Annotated in this window: 15 protein-coding genes and 1 pseudogene; 9 read left to right on the top strand and 7 right to left on the bottom strand. The window is 63.9% G+C overall.

The window, feature by feature from the left end:
- Positions 1-13: 13 nt before the first annotated feature.
- The 6 genes from IB262_RS15425 (at position 14) to IB262_RS15400 (ending at position 6602) form a co-directional block, all read left to right on the top strand.
- Positions 14-943 (top strand): histone deacetylase family protein, encoded by a 930-nt coding sequence (locus IB262_RS15425; protein WP_060516323.1) that lies wholly within the window; start codon positions 14-16, stop codon positions 941-943.
- 2 nt (positions 944-945) lie between these two features.
- Positions 946-1197 (top strand): exodeoxyribonuclease VII small subunit, encoded by a 252-nt coding sequence (locus tag IB262_RS15420; RefSeq protein WP_034801154.1) that lies wholly within the window; start codon positions 946-948, stop codon positions 1195-1197.
- A 165-nt stretch (positions 1198-1362) separates the two neighbouring features.
- Positions 1363-2286 (top strand): pirin family protein, encoded by a 924-nt coding sequence (locus IB262_RS15415; RefSeq protein WP_112975856.1) that lies wholly within the window; start codon positions 1363-1365, stop codon positions 2284-2286.
- A gap of 246 nt (positions 2287-2532) precedes the next feature.
- Entirely contained in the window at positions 2533-4446 is a 1914-nt protein-coding gene (gene dxs, locus IB262_RS15410) for a 1-deoxy-D-xylulose-5-phosphate synthase (RefSeq protein WP_034801149.1), read from the top strand.
- Between the two features lie 138 nt (positions 4447-4584).
- A complete protein-coding gene (locus IB262_RS15405; protein ID WP_060584131.1) occupies positions 4585-5355 on the top strand; it encodes a TlyA family RNA methyltransferase in 771 nt (256 codons plus the stop codon).
- Positions 5352-6602, top strand: a complete 1251-nt coding sequence (locus IB262_RS15400) for a class I SAM-dependent RNA methyltransferase (RefSeq protein WP_112975855.1) — start codon at positions 5352-5354, stop codon at positions 6600-6602. Before IB262_RS15405 ends, IB262_RS15400 begins: the two co-directional genes overlap by 4 nt.
- Before the next feature lie 128 nt (positions 6603-6730).
- Here IB262_RS15400 and IB262_RS15395 read toward each other — a convergent pair whose 3' ends face one another.
- From IB262_RS15395 to IB262_RS15380, 4 genes are all read right to left on the bottom strand, one after another.
- On the bottom strand, positions 6731-8917 hold the full coding sequence (locus tag IB262_RS15395; protein ID WP_246802647.1) for a methyl-accepting chemotaxis protein: 2187 nt from the start codon (positions 8915-8917) through the stop codon (positions 6731-6733).
- 330 nt (positions 8918-9247) lie between these two features.
- Complete coding sequence (gene mcpU / locus IB262_RS15390) at positions 9248-11326, bottom strand: methyl-accepting chemotaxis protein McpU (RefSeq protein WP_246802653.1); 2079 nt, start codon at positions 11324-11326, stop codon at positions 9248-9250.
- 378 nt (positions 11327-11704) lie between these two features.
- Positions 11705-12457 (bottom strand): crotonase/enoyl-CoA hydratase family protein, encoded by a 753-nt coding sequence (locus IB262_RS15385; RefSeq protein WP_034801139.1) that lies wholly within the window; start codon positions 12455-12457, stop codon positions 11705-11707.
- An 11-nt stretch (positions 12458-12468) separates the two neighbouring features.
- Complete coding sequence (locus tag IB262_RS15380) at positions 12469-14250, bottom strand: acyl-CoA dehydrogenase (protein ID WP_060584124.1); 1782 nt, start codon at positions 14248-14250, stop codon at positions 12469-12471.
- 289 nt (positions 14251-14539) lie between these two features.
- Here IB262_RS15380 and IB262_RS15375 point away from each other — a divergent pair, with 289 nt between their 5' ends.
- Both IB262_RS15375 and IB262_RS15370 read left to right on the top strand, forming a co-directional pair.
- Complete coding sequence (locus IB262_RS15375; RefSeq protein WP_112975853.1) at positions 14540-15529, top strand: transporter; 990 nt, start codon at positions 14540-14542, stop codon at positions 15527-15529.
- Between the two features lie 87 nt (positions 15530-15616).
- On the top strand, positions 15617-16051 hold the full coding sequence (locus tag IB262_RS15370) for a VOC family protein (protein ID WP_112975852.1): 435 nt from the start codon (positions 15617-15619) through the stop codon (positions 16049-16051).
- A gap of 131 nt (positions 16052-16182) precedes the next feature.
- Here IB262_RS15370 and IB262_RS15365 read toward each other — a convergent pair whose 3' ends face one another.
- On the bottom strand, positions 16183-16611 hold the full coding sequence (locus IB262_RS15365; protein ID WP_034801454.1) for a BA14K family protein: 429 nt from the start codon (positions 16609-16611) through the stop codon (positions 16183-16185).
- Positions 16612-17026: 415 nt separating this feature from the next.
- Between IB262_RS15365 and IB262_RS15360 the strand changes: the two are divergent.
- Positions 17027-18037: pseudogene (locus tag IB262_RS15360) on the top strand (GH25 family lysozyme); the annotation flags it as partial.
- A 249-nt stretch (positions 18038-18286) separates the two neighbouring features.
- Here IB262_RS15360 and IB262_RS15355 read toward each other — a convergent pair.
- Entirely contained in the window at positions 18287-19381 is a 1095-nt protein-coding gene (locus tag IB262_RS15355; protein ID WP_112975851.1) for a hybrid-cluster NAD(P)-dependent oxidoreductase, read from the bottom strand.
- A gap of 1 nt (position 19382) precedes the next feature.
- Entirely contained in the window at positions 19383-20627 is a 1245-nt protein-coding gene (locus tag IB262_RS15350) for an aromatic ring-hydroxylating dioxygenase subunit alpha (protein WP_112770477.1), read from the bottom strand.
- Positions 20628-20652: the final 25 nt, after the last annotated feature.

Raw genomic sequence — 20652 nt, 5'->3', positions numbered from 1 at the left:
CTAGGTTCCGGGCATGACCACGTTCCTCTATGAAAATCCGGTCTTTCTGGAACACGAGGTTCCGGAAGGGCATCCTGAGCGGCCGGACCGGCTGAAGGCGCTGAACCTTGCGCTCGAACATCCGAACTTCTCCGATCTCAAGCGGATCGAGGCGAAGAAGGCGAGTGAGGATCTCGTCCTGCTCGCACATCCGGAAGAGCATCTCGCTGCCGTCAGGCGCGCCATTCCGGAGGAAGGCCTCAACCATTTCGAAGCCGACACCTATGCCAGCCCCTTGAGCCTCGACGCGGCGCTAACCGGGATCGGCGGAGCGACTGCAGCGGTGGACGCCGTCTTTACCGGCGAGACCGACAACGCCTTCGTCGCGGCGCGGCCACCAGGACACCACGCCGAAAAGAACAAGGCGATGGGGTTCTGTCTTTTCAACACGGTGGCGATCGCCGCCCGCTATGCCCAGAAGGTCCACGGCGCAGAGCGGGTCGCGATCGTCGACTGGGACGTGCACCACGGCAACGGCACGCAGGACATCTTCTGGGACGACCCCTCGGTGCTCTTCTGCTCGACGCACCAGATGCCGCTCTATCCCGGCACCGGCGCCAAGGACGAGACGGGTATCAAGGGCAATGTCGTCAACGCGCCGCTGTCGCCGAACATGGGCAGTGAACATTTCCGCGAGGCGTTCCGCAGCCGCGTGCTTTCAGCACTCACCAATTTCCGGCCGGACTTCATCCTGATCTCCGCCGGCTTCGACGCGCATCACCGCGATCCGCTGGCGCAGATCAATCTCGTCGCCGAGGATTTCGACTGGGCGACCGGGCGTCTGCACGAGATCGCCGATCGCAGCGCCGGCAACCGCATGGTCAGCCTGCTCGAAGGCGGCTATGACCTTCAGGGCTTGGCCGAATCGGCCGGCCTGCACATCTTGAGACTGATGAGAGGGTAAGCATGAACACCACTACGCAACCGGACGTTTCCGCCCTCTCCTTCGAGCAGGCCGTCGAGGAACTGGAGCGGATCGTTTCGGCGCTGGAGCGCGGCGATGTCGCCCTCGACAAGTCGATCGAGATCTACGAGCGCGGCGAAGCGCTGAAGAAGCATTGCGAGGCGCTGTTGAAGGCCGCCGAGGACCGCATCGAAAAGATCCGCCTCGACCGCGCCGGCAGACCGCAGGGCGTGGAGCCGCTCGACGCCGACTGATCGTTTCAACGCAATTCCGGGCGGAAAACCGCTTCACGCTTTTCCCGGAATTGCCAAGATCGGATTGATCGTCGCGCGGAAACACTGCGTCCTTGCTTCGCCCCTACCCGCCTGATGTCATAGGCGTTAGGACTTGAAGCGACAGCAAAAACGGGAGCACGCGCCATGTCTTTCTTTCCAGGCCCCGACCCGCTCGCCGGCGACAAGCCCGCCTGCGACGCCATCGAACATCTGATCGTTCCGCGCACCAGCGACATCGGCGGGCTGCAGGTTCGCCGCGCTTTGCCGACGGCCAAGCGCCGCCTGGTCGGCCCCTTCATCTTCTTCGATCGCATGGGCCCGGCATTGCTTCGCGCCGGCGAGGCGATCGACGTGCGCCCGCACCCGCATATCGGCCTTTCGACCGTCACCTACCTCTTCGACGGCGAGATCAAGCATCGCGACAGCCTCGGCACCGAGATGGTCATCCGTCCCGGCGACGTGAACCTGATGACGGCCGGCCGCGGCATCGTGCATTCCGAGCGCTCGCCGGAGAACCAGCGCGGTCACGACCGTTCGATCTCGGGCCTGCAGACCTGGCTGGCGCTGCCCGATCACAAGGAAGAAATCGACCCGATCTTCAGCCATACCGAAGAGCGCATGCTGCCGCATATGAGCGACGACGGCATCAAGGCGCGGGTGGTGATCGGCAACTTCGAGGGCGCGAAGTCGCCGGTCTCGGCCTTCACCGACACGATCTATGTCGATCTCAACATTGCACCCGGCAAGAGCGCCCCCTTCGCGGCGCAATGGGAAGAGCGCGCGCTCTATATCCTCTCCGGCGAGGCCATCATTGCCGGCGATCGTTTTGCAGACAACCAGCTGCTCGTCTTCCGTGCCGGCGACGAGATCACGGTCACGGCCGGACCGCAGGGTTGTCACGTGATGCTCTTCGGGGGTGCTGCGCTCGGGTCGTCCCGCCACATCTGGTGGAATTTCGTTTCGTCTTCGAAGGAGCGCATCGAGAAAGCCAAGGAAGAGTGGCGCAGCGGACGCTTCGACATCGTGCCCGGAGACGAAGAGGAATTCGTTCCGCTGCCCGAGGGCTGACCGCGACCTAAAGTGGCACAGGATGGGTGCGGAAAACCGCGCAACATTGCCTCATGGCGCTTGAATCGATTTCGATTCACAGAATCATGCGCTAGTCTCTTGGTTGACGACGCAGGAACGCCTAATTTTGCATTCAGCAACGATTGCGTCTAAAGAGCCGCTTCGACGGTACCCACCAACTATCGCGCGCCCGACCTTTGGGGCGCGCATGAGGCATGCAGCGTGACACAACTGCCAACCAATCCGATGCCGGCTACTCCCTTGCTCGACAAGGTGACCTATCCCGACGATCTGAAGAAGGTCGACGACAAGGATCTGCCGCAGCTTGCCGGAGAAGTCCGGGCAGAAATGATCGACGCAGTGTCGCGCACCGGCGGGCACCTTGGCGCGGGCCTCGGCGTCGTCGAGCTGACGATCGCCATCCACAAGGTGTTCAACACGCCGCATGACCGGCTGATCTTCGACGTCGGCCACCAGTGCTATCCGCACAAGATCCTCACCGGCCGCCGCGATCGTATCCGCACGCTCCGTCAGGAGGGCGGCCTCTCGGGCTTTACCCGCCGCGCCGAGAGCGAATACGACCCCTTCGGCGCCGCGCACTCCTCGACCTCGATTTCCGCCGGCCTCGGCATGGCGGTCGCAGCCGATCTCGACGGCAAGAACCGCAATGTCATCGCCGTCATCGGCGACGGTGCGCTTTCGGCCGGCATGGCCTATGAGGCGCTGAACAATGCCGGCGCGCTCGACGCGCGGTTGATCGTCATCCTCAACGACAACGACATGTCGATCGCGCCGCCGACCGGCGCGATGAGCGCCTATCTCGCGCGCCTTGCCTCCGGCCGCACCTATATGGGCATCCGCGAAGTCGGCAAGAAGCTGACCGCGTATCTCGGCAAGACCGTCGATCGCGCGATCACCCGCGCGGTCGAGCATGCCCGCGGCTACGTCACCGGCGGTACGCTCTTCGAAGAGATGGGCTTCTACCATATCGGCCCGATCGACGGGCATTCCTTCGACCATCTGCTGCCGGTGCTGCGCAACGTGCGCGACAACGCCAAGGGTCCGGTGCTGATCCATGTGGTGACGCAGAAGGGCAAGGGCTATCCGCCGGCGGAAGCTGCCGCCGACAAGTACCACGGCGTCAACAAGTTCGACGTCATCACCGGCGCCCAGGCGAAGGCGAAGCCGAACGCGCCCGCCTATACCTCTGTTTTCGCCGATGCGCTGACGCAGGAAGCCGGCTTCGACGACAAGATCGTCGCCGTCACCGCTGCCATGCCGTCCGGCACCGGGCTCGACAAGTTCGCCAAGGTCCATCCGTCGCGCTGCTTCGATGTCGGCATTGCCGAGCAGCACGCCGTAACCTTTGCCGCCGGCCTTGCCGCCGAAGGCTACAAGCCGTTCGCAGCGCTCTATTCGACCTTCCTGCAGCGCGGCTACGACCAGGTGGTCCACGACGTGGCGATCCAGGGCCTACCGGTGCGCTTCCCGATCGACCGTGCCGGTTTCGTCGGCGCCGACGGTCCGACACATGCGGGCTCGTTCGACACGACCTATCTCGCCACCCTTCCCGGCTTCGTGGTGATGGCGGCTGCCGACGAGGCGGAACTGAAGCACATGGTGCGCACGGCTGCTGCCTATGACGCCGGCCCGATCTCGTTCCGTTATCCGCGCGGCGAAGGCGTTGGCGTCGAGATGCCGGAGCGGGGCCAGATCCTCGAGATCGGCAAGGGCCGTATCGTCAAGGAGGGCTCCAAGGTGGCGTTGCTTTCCTTCGGCACGCGCCTTGCCGACTGTCTGCTGGCCGCCGAAGACCTCGACGCCGCCGGTCTTTCGACCACGGTCGCGGATGCGCGCTTTGCCAAGCCGCTGGACCATGACCTCATCCGCGAGCTTGCCCGCAACCACGAGGTGCTGATCACCATCGAGGAAGGTGCCGTCGGCGGCTTTGCCAGCCACGTGCTGCAGTTCCTCGCCGAGGACGGCCTGCTCGACGGCGGCCTCAAGGTTCGCCCGATGGTCATGCCCGACGTCTGGATGGAACAGGCCAAGCCCGAGGCCATGTATGCCGCCGCGGGCCTCGACCGCGCCGGCATCGTCTCGACCGTCTTCAAGGCGCTCGGCCAAAAGCAGGATATCGGCATCGGCGCTGCCGGCTGAGGCTTCCGGGCGACTTCAAGCAAAAACCCCGGCTCGTCCCCGGGGTTTTTACCTTTCCGGACGGAATTGCAGGAAGGGCTCGATGGCTGCGAGCACAGGGGGCTTGCCATTGCGACGGCAAGTCGCCATGAGAAACACATGTCAGAAGATCGCCAGAACGAAGAACACAAGAACCGGGTCCGCCTCGATCAGCTGCTGCTGAACTCGGGGCTGGTCGCAAGCCGCGCGCGTGCCCGTGACGCAATCCAGCGCGGGACCGTCAAGGTCGACGGCCGCACGGTCACCAAGGCAGCGTCGATGTTTGCCGAGAGCGTGACGATCACCATCGATGACCCGGCGCAGGACTATGTCTCGCGCGCCGCGCTGAAGCTGGTCGCGGCACTCGATCATTTCGGGCTCGACCCCGCCGGCCAAAGCTGTCTCGATATCGGCGCCTCGACTGGCGGCTTTACCGAAGTGCTGTTGAAGCGCGGCGCCGAGCACGTGGTTGCGATCGATGTCGGCCATGGCCAGATCCATCCGCGCATCGAAGGCGACGAACGCGTCACCAGCATTGAGGGCCTCAATGCACGCGCGATGACCGAGGAGGACATCGACGACCGCGAAGTCACCTTCGTCGTCTCGGACGTCTCGTTCATCTCGCTCAAGCTCGCGCTGCCGCCGGCACTCGACATGGCGCTTCCCGGTTCGCACTGCATCCTGCTGGTGAAACCTCAGTTCGAGGCGGGCCGCGACGCCATCAGCAAGGCGGGCCTGCTGAAGGATCCCGACAGCGCGCCCGATGTTGCTGCCGAACTCGAGCGCTGGCTTGTCGAGGACATGGGCTGGCAAAGCCTCGGCCTCATCCCCTCGCCTATTGCCGGCGGCGACGGCAATGTCGAATACCTGCTGGCAGGCAAGAAGCCATGACCACTGAAGCCGTCACCATCAAGCGGCTGGGCGCTCAGGGCGACGGCATTGCCGAAGGTCCTGACGGGCCGATCTATGCACCCTTCACCCTGCCCGGCGAAAGCGTCGCGCTCGCCGTCAACAAATCGCACGGCACGCTGATGTCGGTGAGAGAAGCCTCACCCGAGCGCGTCGAACCGCACTGTCGGCACTTCGGGCCGGACGGCATCAACGGCACCTGCGGCGGCTGCACGATGCAACATGCCTCCGACACGCTCTACCACGGCTTCAAGCGCGATCTGGTGATCGCCGCCCTGAAATCGAAAGGGCTCACACCCGAGGTGGCGCCGCTCATCACCGCCGAGCCCGGCCAGCGCCGCCGCGCGGTCTTCACCGCCCGCAAGACCGAGAAGGACCTGCTTCTCGGCTTCAACCAGGCGGAAAGCCACCATATCGTCGCGATCTCGGAATGTCCGATCGCGAGCCCGGGTATCGTCTCGAAGCTCGCCACCATTGCCAAAGTCGGCGCGGCCATGGCCGTCAATGCCGAGCCGTTCCGCATCACCGTGCTCGAGACGCTCTCCGGCCTCGACCTCTCGGTCGATGGCATCAAGAAGCTCGACGACCGCGAGCGCCGCCGCACGGTAGAAGCCGTGCTCGGCGAGCGCGGCATCGCCCGCGTCAGCCTCAATGGCGAGATCATTGTCGAGCCGGTGAAGCCTGTCATCGATTTCGGCGGTGTTTCCGTCTCGCCACCGCCCGGCAGCTTCACCCAGGCGACGGCGCAGGCCGAAGAGGCAATGGCGAAGCTGGTGCTCGACCATCTCGGCAAGTCCAAGCGCGTCGTCGACCTCTTTGCCGGCTGCGGCACGTTTGCGCTGCGCATCGCCCGCAAGGCGCGGGTGCATGCGGTCGAAGGCGAAGACAAGGCGCTGAAGGCGCTTGATCTCGCCGCCCGCAACACGCAAGGGCTGAAGCCGGTAACGGTCGAGAAGCGCGATCTCTTCCGCCGCCCGCTCATGGCGCAGGAACTGAAGGTCTTCGACGCGGTCGTCTTCGACCCGCCACGCGCCGGCGCGGACGTGCAGTGTCACGAGATCGCCCGCTCCGGCGTCAAGAAGGTCGTCGCCGTCTCCTGCAATCCAGTGACGCTTGCGCGCGACCTCTCGATCCTCGTTGCCGCCGGATACCGCATCACCTCGGTGACGCCGATCGACCAGTTCCTCTGGTCGGCCCATGTCGAGGCGGTGGTCACGCTGGAGAAATGAGAAAGGCCCGGTTTCCCGGGCCTTCGTTATCGTTCGACTTGATGCGTCTGCCAGACTGATTCACGCTTGCGTGCTATCCTCTTGTTTTTGCACTCGTCTTAGCATGAGCCGCGGACGGCGATCCGTCGTCACGCCGCGCGGCGGCGGTGTCCACCCCCACCTGTGTAAGAGCCCTGCCCTTCTCCGAGGTTGAACTGGGCGAGCAGCGCATTGAGCGAGGCTGCTTCCGACGCCAGGCCATGGCTTGCCGCCGTCTGTTCCTCGACCATGGCCGCGTTCTGTTGCGTGCCCTGGTCCATGGTGTTTACGGCCGTGTTGATCTCCTGGAGACCGGTGGACTGCTCGCGCGTCGCGGTCACGATCGCGCTCACATGCTTGTTGATCTCATGAACTTCGGCAACGATCGTCTCCAGTGCCTTGCCGGTATCGCCGACCAGCGTGACACCGTTTCGAACCTGGTTTCCCGAGGTGGTGATCAGCGCCTTGATCTCCTTGGCGGCCTGTGCCGAGCGCTGGGCGAGTTCACGCACTTCCTGAGCAACAACGGCAAAACCCTTGCCGGCTTCACCGGCACGGGCCGCCTCGACGCCGGCATTCAGCGCGAGCAAGTTGGTCTGGAAGGCGATGTCGTCGATGACGCCGATGATGTTGGAGATCTCGCCCGAGGACTTCTCGATCGCATGCATCGCGTCTACGGCGTTGGCAACGACTTCGCCGGACTTCTCAGCGCCGGCACGCGTGCGGGCGACCAGCGCGCCGACCTCTTCGGCGCGGCGAGCCGAGTCCTTGACCGTCGTGGTGATCTCCTCGAGTGCCGCGGCGGTCTCCTCGACCGAGGCTGCCTGCTGTTCTGTGCGGCGGGCGAGATCGTCGGCGGCCGAGCGGATCTCGGTCGCGCCGGCGTCGATGCCGCGGGCATTGGCACCGACAGCGCAGAGCGTGTCGTGCAGCTTGGCGACCGAATTGTTGAAGTCGGCTCTGAGACTGTCGAGGCGATCGGCGAAGGGGTTGTCGATGCGGTAGGCGAGATCGCCGTCAGCAAGACGGCCAAGGCCCGTCGCGAGACCGTTTACAGCCTGCTGGATTTCGGCCGCATCGCGCGCCTTCTGCGCTTCGCGTTCCAGACGTTCGCGTTCCGATAGCGAGCGGTTCGCATCCGCCTCGCTTTCGAGCTGCATCTTGGCGATCGTCGCATCACGCAGGACACGCAGCGACCGGGCGAGATCGCCGATCTCATCCTTGCGCTCGGCCTCGGACAGGTCGACGTCGGTCTCGCCAGCGGCGATCTGGCCGGTGACGCCGATGACATTGGCGACGCGCTTGCGGAAGCGGCTCGCCAGTGTCCAACCGACGATGATCATGATCGCGGCGGCAACGGCAATGACGGCGATCGAAATCATCGCGAGATGCGAAAGGCCGGCAAAGACCGTGGCTTCGGGCACCGAGACCACGACGTACCATTCGGTGTCGGGCAGCAGGTTGACCGGTACGGCGACGGCCAGATGCCCGCTGCCATCCGTGTGCTTCAGCGCGAAGGCCTGGCCGGTGTGGCTCAGGAGGTCACCCCACCCCTCACCCGCGAGCGGCGTGTCCTTTAGCACCTTGCCGAGGACCTTGGCATCCGGATGGCTGATGATGCTGCCATCCTTGCTGAGCAATGAGACGAAACCGGTGCCGAAGGGCTTCAGTTTGGCGAGTTCGGTCGAGAGTTCGCCGAGCGCCATGTCGACGCCGACCACACCGATGAAGGCGCCGTCCTTCTTCAGCGGCACCATGATCGAGGTCATCAGCACGTCCTTGCCGTTGATCGGGTAGACATAAGGCTCGGTGACCATGTCGAGGCCGGTCTTCTTCGGGATCTGGTAGTAGTCGCCGGGACCCAGCTTGTCATAATCGGCCAGCGCCTCGTGGATCACCTTGTCGCCGGAGCGGGCGATATAGGGAACGAAGCGGCCGGTCGCGTCATGGCCGGGCTTGCCGACGAATTCGGCGTCCTTGCCGTCGAAGGCGTTCGGCTCCCAGCCGGTGCTCATGCCGACGGCAAGCGGATTGTCGACGATCCAGCGTTTCATCAGGGTTTCGATTTCGGCGCGCGACGGCTCGCCGGTGCCCTTTACCGCATAGAGCGCGGAGCGGATGTTGTTTGCGAGCGTCTTTGCCTCGGCAAACTTCGTCTCGACGCTGCGCGCGCTTGCGGATGCGGCATTGGTTATTTCGGCGATGCTGCGCTCGCGCAATTGCTGATAGGAGAGCCAGAAGACGACGGCGGCGGTGACCATGGAGGTCAACAGGCCGGTCATCACGATGGCGAACATGTTTCTTGCCGTTGCAGTCTTTAGGATCACCGTATGTCTCCCCTCGCGCCTCCGCCGTTGCGGTCGTGCGCGGCCAAATCATCGATTGCGTGACGGGCACGCTGAGCATTGGGACAGGTGTCTGGGGCACATCGCGATGATGAATGCTGGAGGCGACGTGCGGGCGAAGTCATTTCGCGGCGAAGAAACGGTATGCGCGAGCGCTTTATCAAAGCTTAAGAAACAAGGGGATGACTCGCGATCCTGCAGTGAAAAGCGAGAATCCTGATGCACTGCGCAAAGAAAAGGCCCGGTCTCCCGGGCCTTTTGCTTCTCAAATGTCGGCGAGGACTAGGCTGCCCGGCGGCGGTGGCTGGTCGCTGCCGCGTATACGCTCTGCGTATCGCCGAGGTTAAACTGGGCCAGCAGTGCGTTGAGCGAGGCTGCTTCCGACGCCAAACCATGGCTTGCCGCCGTCTGTTCCTCGACCATGGCCGCGTTCTGCTGCGTGCCCTGATCCATGGTGTTGACCGCCGTGTTGATCTCCTGGAGGCCCGTCGACTGCTCGCGCGTCGCGGTCACGATCGCGCTCACGTGCTTGTTGATCTCCTGGACTTCGGCGACGATCGTCTCCAGTGCCTTGCCGGTGTCGCCGACCAAGGTCACGCCGTTGCGGACCTGGTTGCCGGAGGTGGTGATCAGTGCCTTGATCTCCTTGGCCGCATTGGCCGAGCGCTGGGCGAGTTCACGCACTTCCTGCGCGACGACGGCAAAGCCCTTGCCGGCTTCACCGGCACGGGCCGCCTCGACGCCGGCATTCAGTGCGAGCAAGTTGGTCTGGAAGGCGATGTCGTCGATGACGCCGATGATGTTGGAGATCTCGCCCGAGGACTTCTCGATCGCATGCATCGCATCTACGGCGTTGGCAACGACTTCGCCGGACTTCTCAGCGCCGGCACGCGTGCGGGCGACCAGCGCGCCGACCTCTTCAGCCCGGCGGGCGGAGTCCTTGACCGTCGTGGTGATCTCCTCGAGTGCCGCGGCGGTCTCCTCGACCGAGGCTGCCTGCTGCTCCGTGCGGCGGGCGAGATCGTCGGCGGCCGAGCGGATTTCCGTCGCGCCGGCATCAATGCCGCGGGCATTGGCACCGACGGCGCGGAGCGTGTCGTGCAGCTTGGCGACCGAGTTGTTGAAGTCGGCGCGCAGGCGATCGAGACGATCGGCAAAGGGATTGTCGATGCGATAGGCCAGATCGCCGTCAGCAAGACGGCCGAGACCGGTTGCCAGACCATCGACGGCCTGCTGCACTTCGGCAGCATCGCGCGCCTTCTGCGCTTCGCGTTCCAGTCGCTCGCGTTCCGACAGCGAACGGTTCGCATCCGCTTCGCTTTCGAGGCGGGCGCGCTCGACGGCATTGGCCTTGAAGACGGCGACGGCGGCGGCCATCGAGCCGATCTGGTCGGTCCGCTCTTCGCCGGGGATCTCGACGTTGTGGTTACCCGACGCGAGTTTCTCCATCGCGCTGGTCATATCCGTGACAGGACGGATGACGAGGCGGTTGAGGAAGGTCGCGAGGAAGACGAGCATCACGCCGACCGCAAGGATCGTGGCGATGGTCGCGGCAATGCGGAACTGATCGATCGCCGAATAGGCGGCGTCGGCGTCGATGACGAAGCCGACATACCATTCGACTGAGGGCAGGCCTTGGACCGGAACGAAGCTCACCAGCATCGGCTTGCCGTCGAGCTCGGTGTTCATGATACCGGAGCCGATTGCCGGCGTGTCGATCGGGAAGGCATCGGCGAGCGACTTGGTGACCAGCTTGGCATCGGGATGAACCAGGATCTGGCCGTCCTTGCTGGCGAGGAAGGCAAAGCCTTCACCGCCGACATCGACGCCCTTGATCATCGTCACCAGGGTATCGAGCGAGAAGTCGCTGGCGGCAACGCCATAGAGCTTGCCGTCGCGCTTGACCGGAACGGCGGCGCTGATGATCAGCGCGCCGCTGGACGCGTCGACATAGGGTTCGGTCAGCACGCGAGCGTCAGCCTTGACGGCCTGCTGGTACCAGGGGCGCTGACGCGGATCATAGCCTGCCGGCATCGGATTGTCGGGCCAGGTGATGAACTTGCCGCTTTCGTTGCCAACATAGGTCGACATGAATTCGCTGGTGAGAACGTCGTTCTTCAGGATCGGCTGGACCCCACCGTCATCCGCGACGTTGCCGGTGGCATCAGCCACCATCGCCGTCAGCGTGACGCGGCCGTTCAGCCACTTGGCGACGCTCTGCGCGGCCTGGGTACCGGAGGAGGCAATGTTCTCCTCGACGGCCTTGGTGGTCGTGTCGCGCTGCAGGCTGTCGATGTAAACGGAAAAGCCGGCGAAAGCGCCGACGACGACACAGGACGCGGCAACGAGAATGCGCGTCATGAGGTTCGATCGCTTGGACAAGGTGGGCTCCCAATGGGTGCCGGCGGCGACCGCCGGACATGAGCTCTTGATGATTTTCGCGCAGCATCCCTCGTCCGTCCGTGAAGACGGCGCGCAGAGGCTGACGGGAAAACGTTGAACATGCCCGAAGGCGGGGCCAGCCCTGCTTCATGCGGCTGGGGCCATCCCAAAATACGGATAGGCCTATCGCGCAGGACGCTAGCGACCGGTATTTAAGAACAAATTAAAATTGATCTATTCAAGTTCGCGATGGCGGCGGCAACGGGATCTTTACCGCCGGACGGGTAAGAGCTTGCCCCCGAATGCAAAACGGGTGCACAGCGGCACCCGTCTCACCCATCACAAATCCAAACTGGTTTAGCGGCGCATGAACGCCTCGAAGGCGGCCCGCGCCTCGGCACTCTTCAATTGCGCGGCGAAGTGCTTCGCCTCTTCGTCGATACGCGCCAGCACGTCGCTGCGGTCGCCACGGACGAGATCGCGGGCGATGCGAAGCGCCTCCGGCGGCTTCTTGGCGAGCCGGCCAGCAAGCGCCAGGGTTTCGCGCTCGACCGCGTCCGCGCCGACAATCTTCCAGATCAGTCCCGCGTCCACGGCCTCGCCTGCGGTGAGCGGTTCGCCGGCGGCAAGCAGCGCGAAGGCCCGCTGGTGACCCATGATGCGCGGCGCGATCAGGCTGGAGGCCGCTTCCGGCACCAGCGCCAGGTCGACGAAGGGCGTCTTGAAGACCGAGCGCTCGGACGCAATCGTCAGGTCGCAATGCAGATGGATCGTCGTGCCGATGCCAATCGCGAGACCGTCGACGCCCGAAACGACAGGCTTCGTTGCGGTCGCGAGTGCCTTCAGGAACTCGATCACCTCTATGCCCATGGAACCGCCCATGGCGAAGGCGAGGAAGTCGGCCATGTCGTTGCCGGCGGAGAAGCAACCATCGGTGCCGAGAAAGGCGGTGGCGCGCACGGCCGGATCGCTAGAAGCGACCGTCAGCGCATTGGTCATCTTCGCGTACATGTCGCGCGTGATGGCGTTTTTCTTTTCCGGCCGGTTGAAGCGGATCACCTGGACGCCGGGGTGGGCTTCCGGCCGTTCGATGAGCACGTGGTCGGTCATGATGGGTCCTTTCAGGCCAGAACAGCGCGAGCGACGGCGAGGCTGTCGGCACCGTTGACGACACGGTCTTTCAGCGCGGCAGTCTCGGCCAGCAGGTTTTCGGCGGTGAAGCGGCAGAGCGCGATGCGCTGATCGTCCTTGCCATCGCTGACGTCCGCCAGACCACCCTTGGCGAGATAGGCGCCGGTCAGCGCCAGCCCGAAGAGCCGCTGGTAGGCGGTGGCGCCGGCGAGTGCTTCTGTGAGCTTGCCGCCGGCAACCGCCGCAATCAGCCACTCGGTCGCGGCCGAAAGATCGTCCAGCGCCGCATCGAGGCGTGCAGCCGTCTCGCCAAAACCGTCGCGGTTCGAGGCGCGAACTGCCGCCGCGATCTCGCGCAGCTCGGCAATGAAGCCACGCACGTGGCCGCCATCCGAAAGCGGCAGCTTGCGGGTGACGAGGTCGATCGCCTGGATGCCGTTGGTACCCTCGTAGATCGGCGCGATGCGGGCGTCGCGCAGATAGCGGGCAGCACCCGTTTCCTCGATAAAGCCCATGCCGCCATGCACCTGGATACCCATCGAGGCGACATCGACGCCGGCGTCGGTCGAGAAGGACTTGGCGATCGGCGTCAGCAGGCTGGAGCGTTCCTGCCAGAACTTCGCCTTTTCGCCTTCGGCTGCATGCCCCATGTCGACGGCGTGGGCGCAGGCGTAGGAAATCGCGCGCGAGCCCTGCGTCAGCGCCTTCATCGTCAGGAGCATGCGGGCAACATCCGGGTGCTCGATGATCGGGCTCATGCCCTGCCCCGTCCAGCCAGGCGCCTTACCCTGGGTGCGTTCCTTGGCAAAGGCGATCGCCTTCTGCGTCGCGGCGTCGGCAATGGCCACACCCTGCATGCCGACGGCCAGGCGGGCGTTGTTCATCATCGTGAACATGCAGGCGAGGCCGCGGTTCTCCTCGCCGATCAGATAGCCGATAGCGCCCTTTTCAGCGCCGAACTTGCCGTCGCCATAGATCATCGTGCAGGTCGGCGATCCATGGATGCCGAGCTTGTGTTCGAGCGAATGGCAGAAGAGATCGTTGCGCTCGCCGAGCGAACCGTCCGCGTTGACCAGGAATTTCGGCACGAGGAACAGCGAGATGCCGCGGGTGCCGGCCGGCGCGTCCGGAAGGCGCGCCAGCACCAGATGGACGATGTTGTCGGTGAAGTCGTGTTCGCCCCAGGTGATGAAGATCTTCTGGCCGAAGATGCGGTAAGTGCCGTCGTCGCGGCGCTCAGCGCGGGCCTTGAGCACACCGAGGTCGGAGCCGGCATGCGGCTCGGTCAAGTTCATCGTGCCGGTCCATTCGCCGGAGACCATCTTCGGCAGATAGGTGGCCTTGAGTTCATCGGAACCGTGCTTTTCCAGCGCCTCGACGGCGCCCATGGTGAGCGTCGGGCCAAGCGCGAAGGCCATGGAGCCGGCGTTCCACATTTCCATGGCGGCGACGTGCAGCATATGCGGCAGGTTCTGGCCGCCGAAGTCTTCCGGGGCCGTCAGCCCGTTCCAGCCGCCGGCGATCCAGTTGTGGTAGAGATCGCGCCAACCGTCTGGGGTCTCGACCTTGCCTTCGACGAGGCGCGACCCCTGCTTGTCGCCGATGTTGCCAAGCGGCGCCACCTCTTCCGTCGCGAACCGACCGGCCTCCGAAAGGATGGCATCGACCAGGTCTTCACCGAGATCACCCAGCGCGCCCGATTGCAGCGCATCGCCCATGCCTGCCACGTGCTTCAGCGTGAATGCGATCTCGTCGACGGGTGCCTTGTACATGATGATCCTCCCAGATAGCCAGGTCGCGCCGGGCGCGGCCTCGTGCGCCGAACACTATTGATTTTTACGTAAACGTCAACGTCAATTGCCGTCGGCTTCCCGAACATCGGGCTACGGCCGCCCGTAACAAAACTGTCATCAACGGCGCATAGAAGCCAAGACAGATAGTGCCGCGCGTCGTCGCTGGACGCGCGACTGTCACTTTAGCACTTTGAATGGCTGCGTGTTCCTCCCTCCCGTTGCCAACGATGGATCGGAACAGGCAGCGGACCCTGGACAAGGCGTTCAGATGAACCTGATTTCCCCTGAAATACCCGGCATCGTCTGGGCCTATCGTTTCCTGCCGGGCGAAAGCCGCTGCCAGCGGATCGCCACCGACGCCTCGATCGACAGCCTGCTATCCGGGGAAGGATGGGTGTGGGTTCACCTCGCGCTCTCGGACGCGCGAACGCCTGCGCTCATCGAGCGGATCGGCAACATGCCGCCGCTCGCAGTCGCCACGCTGACGAGCCACGACACCCAGGCGGCCATCACCGTTTCGGACGATATCGTGCACGGCACGCTCGTCGATTTCGAGCGCACCTTCGACGCGGTGACGAAGACGATCGGCTGGCTGCATTTCGCCGTCAGCGACCGCATCATCATCACCACCCGCCTGCATCCTTTGCGCAGCATCGACCGCGTCAAGGCAGCGGTGGAAAAGAGCACGAAATGCGCACGGCCGATCGACCTCTTCGAGATGATCGTCGTCGAATTCCAGCGCACGCTGATCTCGCTGGTTCTGGAACTGACCGAGGATCTGAACGTCATCGAGGACCATGTTTATGGCGAGGCTGGGCATCGGCAGCAGCCGGGGCTTGCGCCGCTGCGGCGCACGGTGGTGCGGCTGCATCGGCACCTTCGCACGATCCTCGCCTTGCTCAGGCGGGCGGGCGCATCGGATGAGGACGAGGTACCGCCCGGGTTCATCGACGCCGCCGAGCGGCTTTCCGACCGGCTCGAAGCGGTCGACCGCGACGTCTTCGCGCTGCAGGAACGCGCGCGTCTGCTGCATGAAGAGATCGACAGCAAGATCTCTTCGGAGACCAATCGGCATCTTTACATCCTGTCGCTGATGACCGCCTTCCTCCTGCCGCCGACGCTCGTCACCGGCTTCTTCGGCATGAATACCGGGGCGCTGCCCTTCGCCGACGGCACCGGCACGCTCTATGCGGCGCTGTTCATCGCACTCTCCATGGGCTTTGCCTGGTGGATTCTCCGGCGGATCGGCATTCTCTGAGACGCGGTTCGGAACCCTCCCCAGGCGTTCGGTGTTGATTGGAGCGACGTCCCCGTAGACCGGAACGACACCGTGGAGATTGGAAACATGGCGCTCAAGCGAATGGACAACATAGGCATCGTCGTCGAAGACCTCGAAGAGACGATCGATTTCTTTCGCGAACTTGGCCTTGAGCTCGAAGGGCGGGCGACGATCGACGGGGAATGGGCCGGGCGTGTCACCGGGCTCGGCGATCAGCATGTCGAAATTGCCATGATGCGCACGCCGGATGGCCACAGCAGGCTCGAGCTTTCCCGTTTCCTCGCGCCACCGGTCGTCGCCGATCACCGCACTGCCCCGGTCAATGCGCTTGGCTACCTCCGAGTCATGTTCGCGGTCGACGACGTCGACGAGACGGTTGAGCGGCTCCGCAAACGCGGCGCGCAGTTGGTCGGCGAAGTGGTCCAGTATAAGGACGCCTATCGGCTTTGCTATATCCGCGGTCCCGAGGGCCTGCTCATCGGGCTCGCCCAAGAACTTTAGCCACTGCAGGACAAGTTTTCGCCAGGCACGGCGCGATCATCGGCCAGGCGCATCGCTCGCAGCTATGGCGGCCTCATGTGATCCCAGGCGAAAAAGGGCCAGGAGCGGAAGCGCCCGGCCCTGCCTACCCTTTAACCATAGGGCGAATAGCACTGGCGGCGCGGGCCGCCATAGGGCTGATAGGTATTGTCGTAGGCCCGGTATGAGCGGTAGCGGTCATAGCACCACTGCACATGGCGGCTGCCATAGACGGGGGCAGGACGCGTGTAGCGCGGCGGCTGGGCGATCGCTCCACCGATAATCACTCCGGTGCCGAAGGCTGCCATCGGATACCACCAGCCATTGTAGTAGCGATAGCCAGGGCGGCGGTAGTTATAACCGCGGTAGCCGTTGTAGTAGTAATAGCCGCCACGACGCTCCATGCCCGGTCGGCGATACTGGACGTTCTGTGCATCGCTCTGCCGCTCAAGGCGCGGCGGTGTCGGCGTGAAGGCCTGCGACGGGGCGGCCGACGTCGCCAGCACAGCCACCGCAACGGCCACGGAAAACCACCGGCTCATCCCGGACTTCAGCACGTTCTTCATAAAATCCCTCCATCACCGAACGCATTTTGCGCGGCCCGGTTTCGGGTTGCCGCGGCATTTCAACCTTTCCATGATTTCACCCGGACCGAGGCCGATACGGGATGTCCCTCAGCCGGGAAATCCGAAATCGACCGATAACGCATAAGTCACCGGTTTTGTTCCATCTTCCGCCTCCTGCGGGATCAGGTGGCGCGGCCAGCACCCGTTGCTGCAGCAAGGCATTGCCGCATCGTCGACCAACGCCTTCCCGGCTGATCGTCAGATCGCGAACATGAAAGCAATTGCTTATATACAGCCACAGGTCGGTATACATTCGCGCGTCGCTCCCGCACAGTCCGCTCGGGGGCTGGGATTTACGATGCGTTAACGATACTGTCGGCAATCTCAGAGAATGGCAAAGCGGTGTATCTCCACGACAGGGATGATTCTGCGCCTCGCGACCTTCATCGGTCTGGCTTTCGCGGCGGCGATCGCACGCGCCGGTGAACTGGAGCCCTGGAAGACCAAGTCGAATGCCATCATCGTCGACGCCTATGAGATGAACAGCATCGACTGGGAAACGATGCTTGGCGACAAGCGCGTTTCCGGTTTCATCGCCAAGGCCTCCGACGGCCTGCCCGAAAGCTTCTCCTGCACCGGCGACCACAACGGCGACACCTTCAACCACTGCAAGACCATGTGGCGCAAATACGCCGTCAGCCGCGAGCTCTACCAGACCCGCCGGATGATTGCCCGTTCGCACGGGCTGCTGTGGGGTGCCTACCATCTTGCCCGCCCGGGCAATCCCGTCGACCAGGCGAACCATTTCCTCGATTACGCCGATCCGCGCGACGACGAACTGATGGTGCTCGATCTCGAGGGCATCGATCCGGACAAGTACATGTCGCTGGAGGACGCCGCCATCTTCGCCGGGCACATCAAGACCCGGACCGGGCGCTACCCGATCCTCTATACCAACCACGTCACCGCCAAATACATCGCCGCGCACCGGGCCAAACACCGGCTGCTGTCGCGCCTGCCGCTCTGGTACGCCCGTTACAAACCGGATATCCGCCAGGTTTTCCCGATGGGCAACTGGGATAGTTACGCGCTGTGGCAGTTCTCCTCGGGCATCAACTGCGGCAAGCGCCGCTGCCCCTACCGCGTGCCGGGAACGCTTGACGACATCGACGTGAACGTGGCGGCAATGTCGCCGCTGGCGCTGAAAGCGATCTGGGCACAGGGCGTCTTGCTGCCGGAAAAGCCACTGCCGCTGATGCTCGTCGCCCAAGCCGAGCGGGGAACGGGCATGCAGGCGATCGCAAGGGCGACTGCGATGTTTAGCGAACCGCTGCTCGTGAGCCGCGCCGACGCTACGAGCGGCGCCGGCAGCGGTGTCGACATGCTGGTGACCGGCTCGATCGATTTCGCCCGCCAGGAACGTGCCCTGCAGGTGGCGATCGCCGGCAATGATGCCGCCCAGGGCGCCTGCTCCAAGACGGAGGCCGGCACCGACGCCCCGGCAAGCATTTCCGCCAATCCGATCCCCTGCAACGCGCCCTAAAGCCTGTCGCGTGAAAAGCATTCACGCGACAGGCTTTAGGCGCTTGTTGTTATGCATGTCGTTGTCGCAAAACCGCTGTACACTTTTACGCGATATGCGTCAGCGCCTTCAGGCTTCGATCTGGACATCGCCAAGCGGTCGCGAGCAGCAGGCAAGGATGTAGCCCTCATCGATCTCGTCGTCGAGAATGCCGCCATTGTGGCTCATATCCACCTCGCCTGAGACCTTCATCACCCGGCAGGTGCCGCAGATGCCGCCTTCGCAGGCAGCGCCGATCCTGACGCCGTTGGCGCGCGCCGCCTGCAGGATCGTCTGGCCGGGCTTGGCCTCGATCTCCTTGCCGCTCATGGTGAAGGCGATCTTGGCGGCCTGGACCTCGCCCTCGTCGGCGGCGCCGGCGCGCACGGCAATCTCTTCCGCGGCGGGTGCCGCCGCCGGCTGGAAGCTCTCCTCGTGGTAGCGGCCCATGTCGAAACCGGCCGATTTCAGCATCTCGCGCACGCCGCGCATGAACGGTTCGGGGCCGCAGCAGAAAACGGTGCGGTCCATGAAATCGGGCGCAAGCAGCGGCAGCTTGGCGCCATCAATGCGGCCGCGAAGCCCGTGCCAGCCGTGGCGTGCCTCATGTCCCTCGACGATGAAGCCGAGGTTCAGCCCGGACATCTGCGTCGCCAGAACCTCCAGCTCCGAACGGAACAGCAGGTCCTCCGGACGACGCGCGCAGGAGATGAAGGTCACATCCGTCTCTGGCACGCAGTCCGCCATCCAGCGCGTCATCGACATCATCGGCGTGATGCCGGAGCCGGCCGAGATAAACAGGTATTTGTCGCCGGGATGGCGGACGAAGCTGAAATCGCCGAGCGGGCCAAAGGCGCGGAGTTTCATTCCGGGCTTCAGGTGCTCGAACATCCAGCGGGTGCCGATGCTGTCTGACTGCGCCTTGACGGTCACGGCGATCGACAGCGGCCGCGAGGGCGTCGACGACAGGGTGTAGGTGCGCATCACTGGCTCGTCGGCGACGGGCAGTTCGAGGGTCACGAATTGCCCGGGCAGATAGCGAAACCAGGCGGGCTTTTCGGTCCGGAAGGTGAAGGTCATGACATCGGCGGTCTCGACGACCGCCGATGTGCATTCGAGCATCTGCTGCCGGTCGATCCAGACATGCAGCGCGTCGAAATGGTGAAACGAAGAGGCCATCTGCATGTCAGGCGACCCTTGAAAGCGGAGCCGCGTCGCCGGCAAGGCGCTGCTCCATGAACTTGCAGTACCACTCGACGAACTGCATGACGCCACCCTCGTGCTCGGGCGAATAGGGACCGGGCTCATAGGCCGGTGAGCGGATGCCGAAGGCATTTTCCTCGACGATCTGACGGTCCTGATCGTTGGTCTCGGTCCAGACATGCGTCAGTTCTTCTAGATTGTAGTCGACGCCTTCGACCGCATCCTTGTTGACGAGCCACTTCGTCGTCACCTGCGTCAGTTCGGGCCCGAGCGGCAGCACCCGGAAGGTGATGGCGTGGTCGGCGAGCACATGGTTCCAGGTGGTCGGATAGTGGAACATCAAGAGCGTGCCGATCTGGCTCTGGGAGACGTCGGCGGACAGGGCCCGCCTGACGGCGCGGGCGCCCGACATGGTGTAGCTTTCGGCATTGTCGACAAGCGGCATGCGGGCGGCGCGGAACTGACCGGTCGGCGACATCTTAAATTCGCTCGGCAGGCCCCCGGCCTCGCACTTCGCCCAATGTTCGGCGATCACAGGATCATCCTTTGCGCCCTGCACCCCGGTCGCCGTCGGCGCCTCAGGATAGGTGCGGCAGAGTTCCGGATGATTGGCGGCGCAATGGTAGCATTCGCGGTTGTTTTCCCAGACGAGCTTCCAGTTGCCCTTCTCGATGATGGTGCTTTCGAACGCGACCTTGGTTTCGCCGAGCCGATGCGGCGCGAGATACGGTAAGGCCATGTCGCGGAACGCCGTGAAATCCATCGGCTTTTCCGACAGGTTGATGAAGATGTAGCCGCCGACCGTTTCGCAATGGATCGGCTTCAGACTGTGGGCGGCCTTGTCGAAATCCTCTCCCATCTGCCGGGCGAAGAGCAGCGAGCCATCGAGTTCGTAGGTCCACTGGTGATAGGGACAGACAAGCTTTGCCGACGAGCCTTTCGCCTGCGTGCAGACGCGCGAGCCGCGGTGGCGGCAGGAATTGTGCAGCGCCCGGATGGCGCCCTGGCGGTCGCGGGTGATGACAACGGGGTAGTCGCCTACCTGGACGGTGAAGTAATTGCCGGCCCGCGGGATCTCGCAGTCATGGCCGATAAACAGCCAATCCTTGTACCAGATGTTTTCCAGATCCTGCCTGTAGTAGTCGGGATCGATGTAAAAGGCCCGGTCGAGGCTGTAGCCGTCCCGCCTGCCCTTCAGCTTTCGAAGCATATCGTTTCTGGTGTCCATGTCCTGTCCTCATGCGCCATGTTTC

The sequence above is a fragment of the Ensifer sp. ENS02 genome (assembly GCF_014851885.1).
Lineage (GTDB): Bacteria > Pseudomonadota > Alphaproteobacteria > Rhizobiales > Rhizobiaceae > Ensifer > Ensifer adhaerens.
The sequence above is the reverse complement of the archived record's forward strand: the minus strand, read 5'-3'. Positions and strand labels throughout refer to the sequence as shown.

Coding starts and splice junctions, on each gene's coding strand:
- IB262_RS15425 (WP_060516323.1), top strand. CDS start 14: ATGACCACGTTCCTCTATGAAAATCCGGTCTTTCTGGAACACGAGGTT.
- IB262_RS15420 (WP_034801154.1), top strand. CDS start 946: ATGAACACCACTACGCAACCGGACGTTTCCGCCCTCTCCTTCGAGCAG.
- IB262_RS15415 (WP_112975856.1), top strand. CDS start 1,363: ATGTCTTTCTTTCCAGGCCCCGACCCGCTCGCCGGCGACAAGCCCGCC.
- dxs (WP_034801149.1), top strand. CDS start 2,533: ATGCCGGCTACTCCCTTGCTCGACAAGGTGACCTATCCCGACGATCTG.
- IB262_RS15405 (WP_060584131.1), top strand. CDS start 4,585: ATGTCAGAAGATCGCCAGAACGAAGAACACAAGAACCGGGTCCGCCTC.
- IB262_RS15400 (WP_112975855.1), top strand. CDS start 5,352: ATGACCACTGAAGCCGTCACCATCAAGCGGCTGGGCGCTCAGGGCGAC.
- IB262_RS15395 (WP_246802647.1), bottom strand. CDS start 8,917: ATGTTCGCCATCGTGATGACCGGCCTGTTGACCTCCATGGTCACCGCC.
- mcpU (WP_246802653.1), bottom strand. CDS start 11,326: ATGACGCGCATTCTCGTTGCCGCGTCCTGTGTCGTCGTCGGCGCTTTC.
- IB262_RS15385 (WP_034801139.1), bottom strand. CDS start 12,457: ATGACCGACCACGTGCTCATCGAACGGCCGGAAGCCCACCCCGGCGTC.
- IB262_RS15380 (WP_060584124.1), bottom strand. CDS start 14,250: ATGTACAAGGCACCCGTCGACGAGATCGCATTCACGCTGAAGCACGTG.
- IB262_RS15375 (WP_112975853.1), top strand. CDS start 14,540: ATGAACCTGATTTCCCCTGAAATACCCGGCATCGTCTGGGCCTATCGT.
- IB262_RS15370 (WP_112975852.1), top strand. CDS start 15,617: ATGGCGCTCAAGCGAATGGACAACATAGGCATCGTCGTCGAAGACCTC.
- IB262_RS15365 (WP_034801454.1), bottom strand. CDS start 16,611: ATGAGCCGGTGGTTTTCCGTGGCCGTTGCGGTGGCTGTGCTGGCGACG.
- IB262_RS15355 (WP_112975851.1), bottom strand. CDS start 19,381: ATGCAGATGGCCTCTTCGTTTCACCATTTCGACGCGCTGCATGTCTGG.
- IB262_RS15350 (WP_112770477.1), bottom strand. CDS start 20,627: ATGGACACCAGAAACGATATGCTTCGAAAGCTGAAGGGCAGGCGGGAC.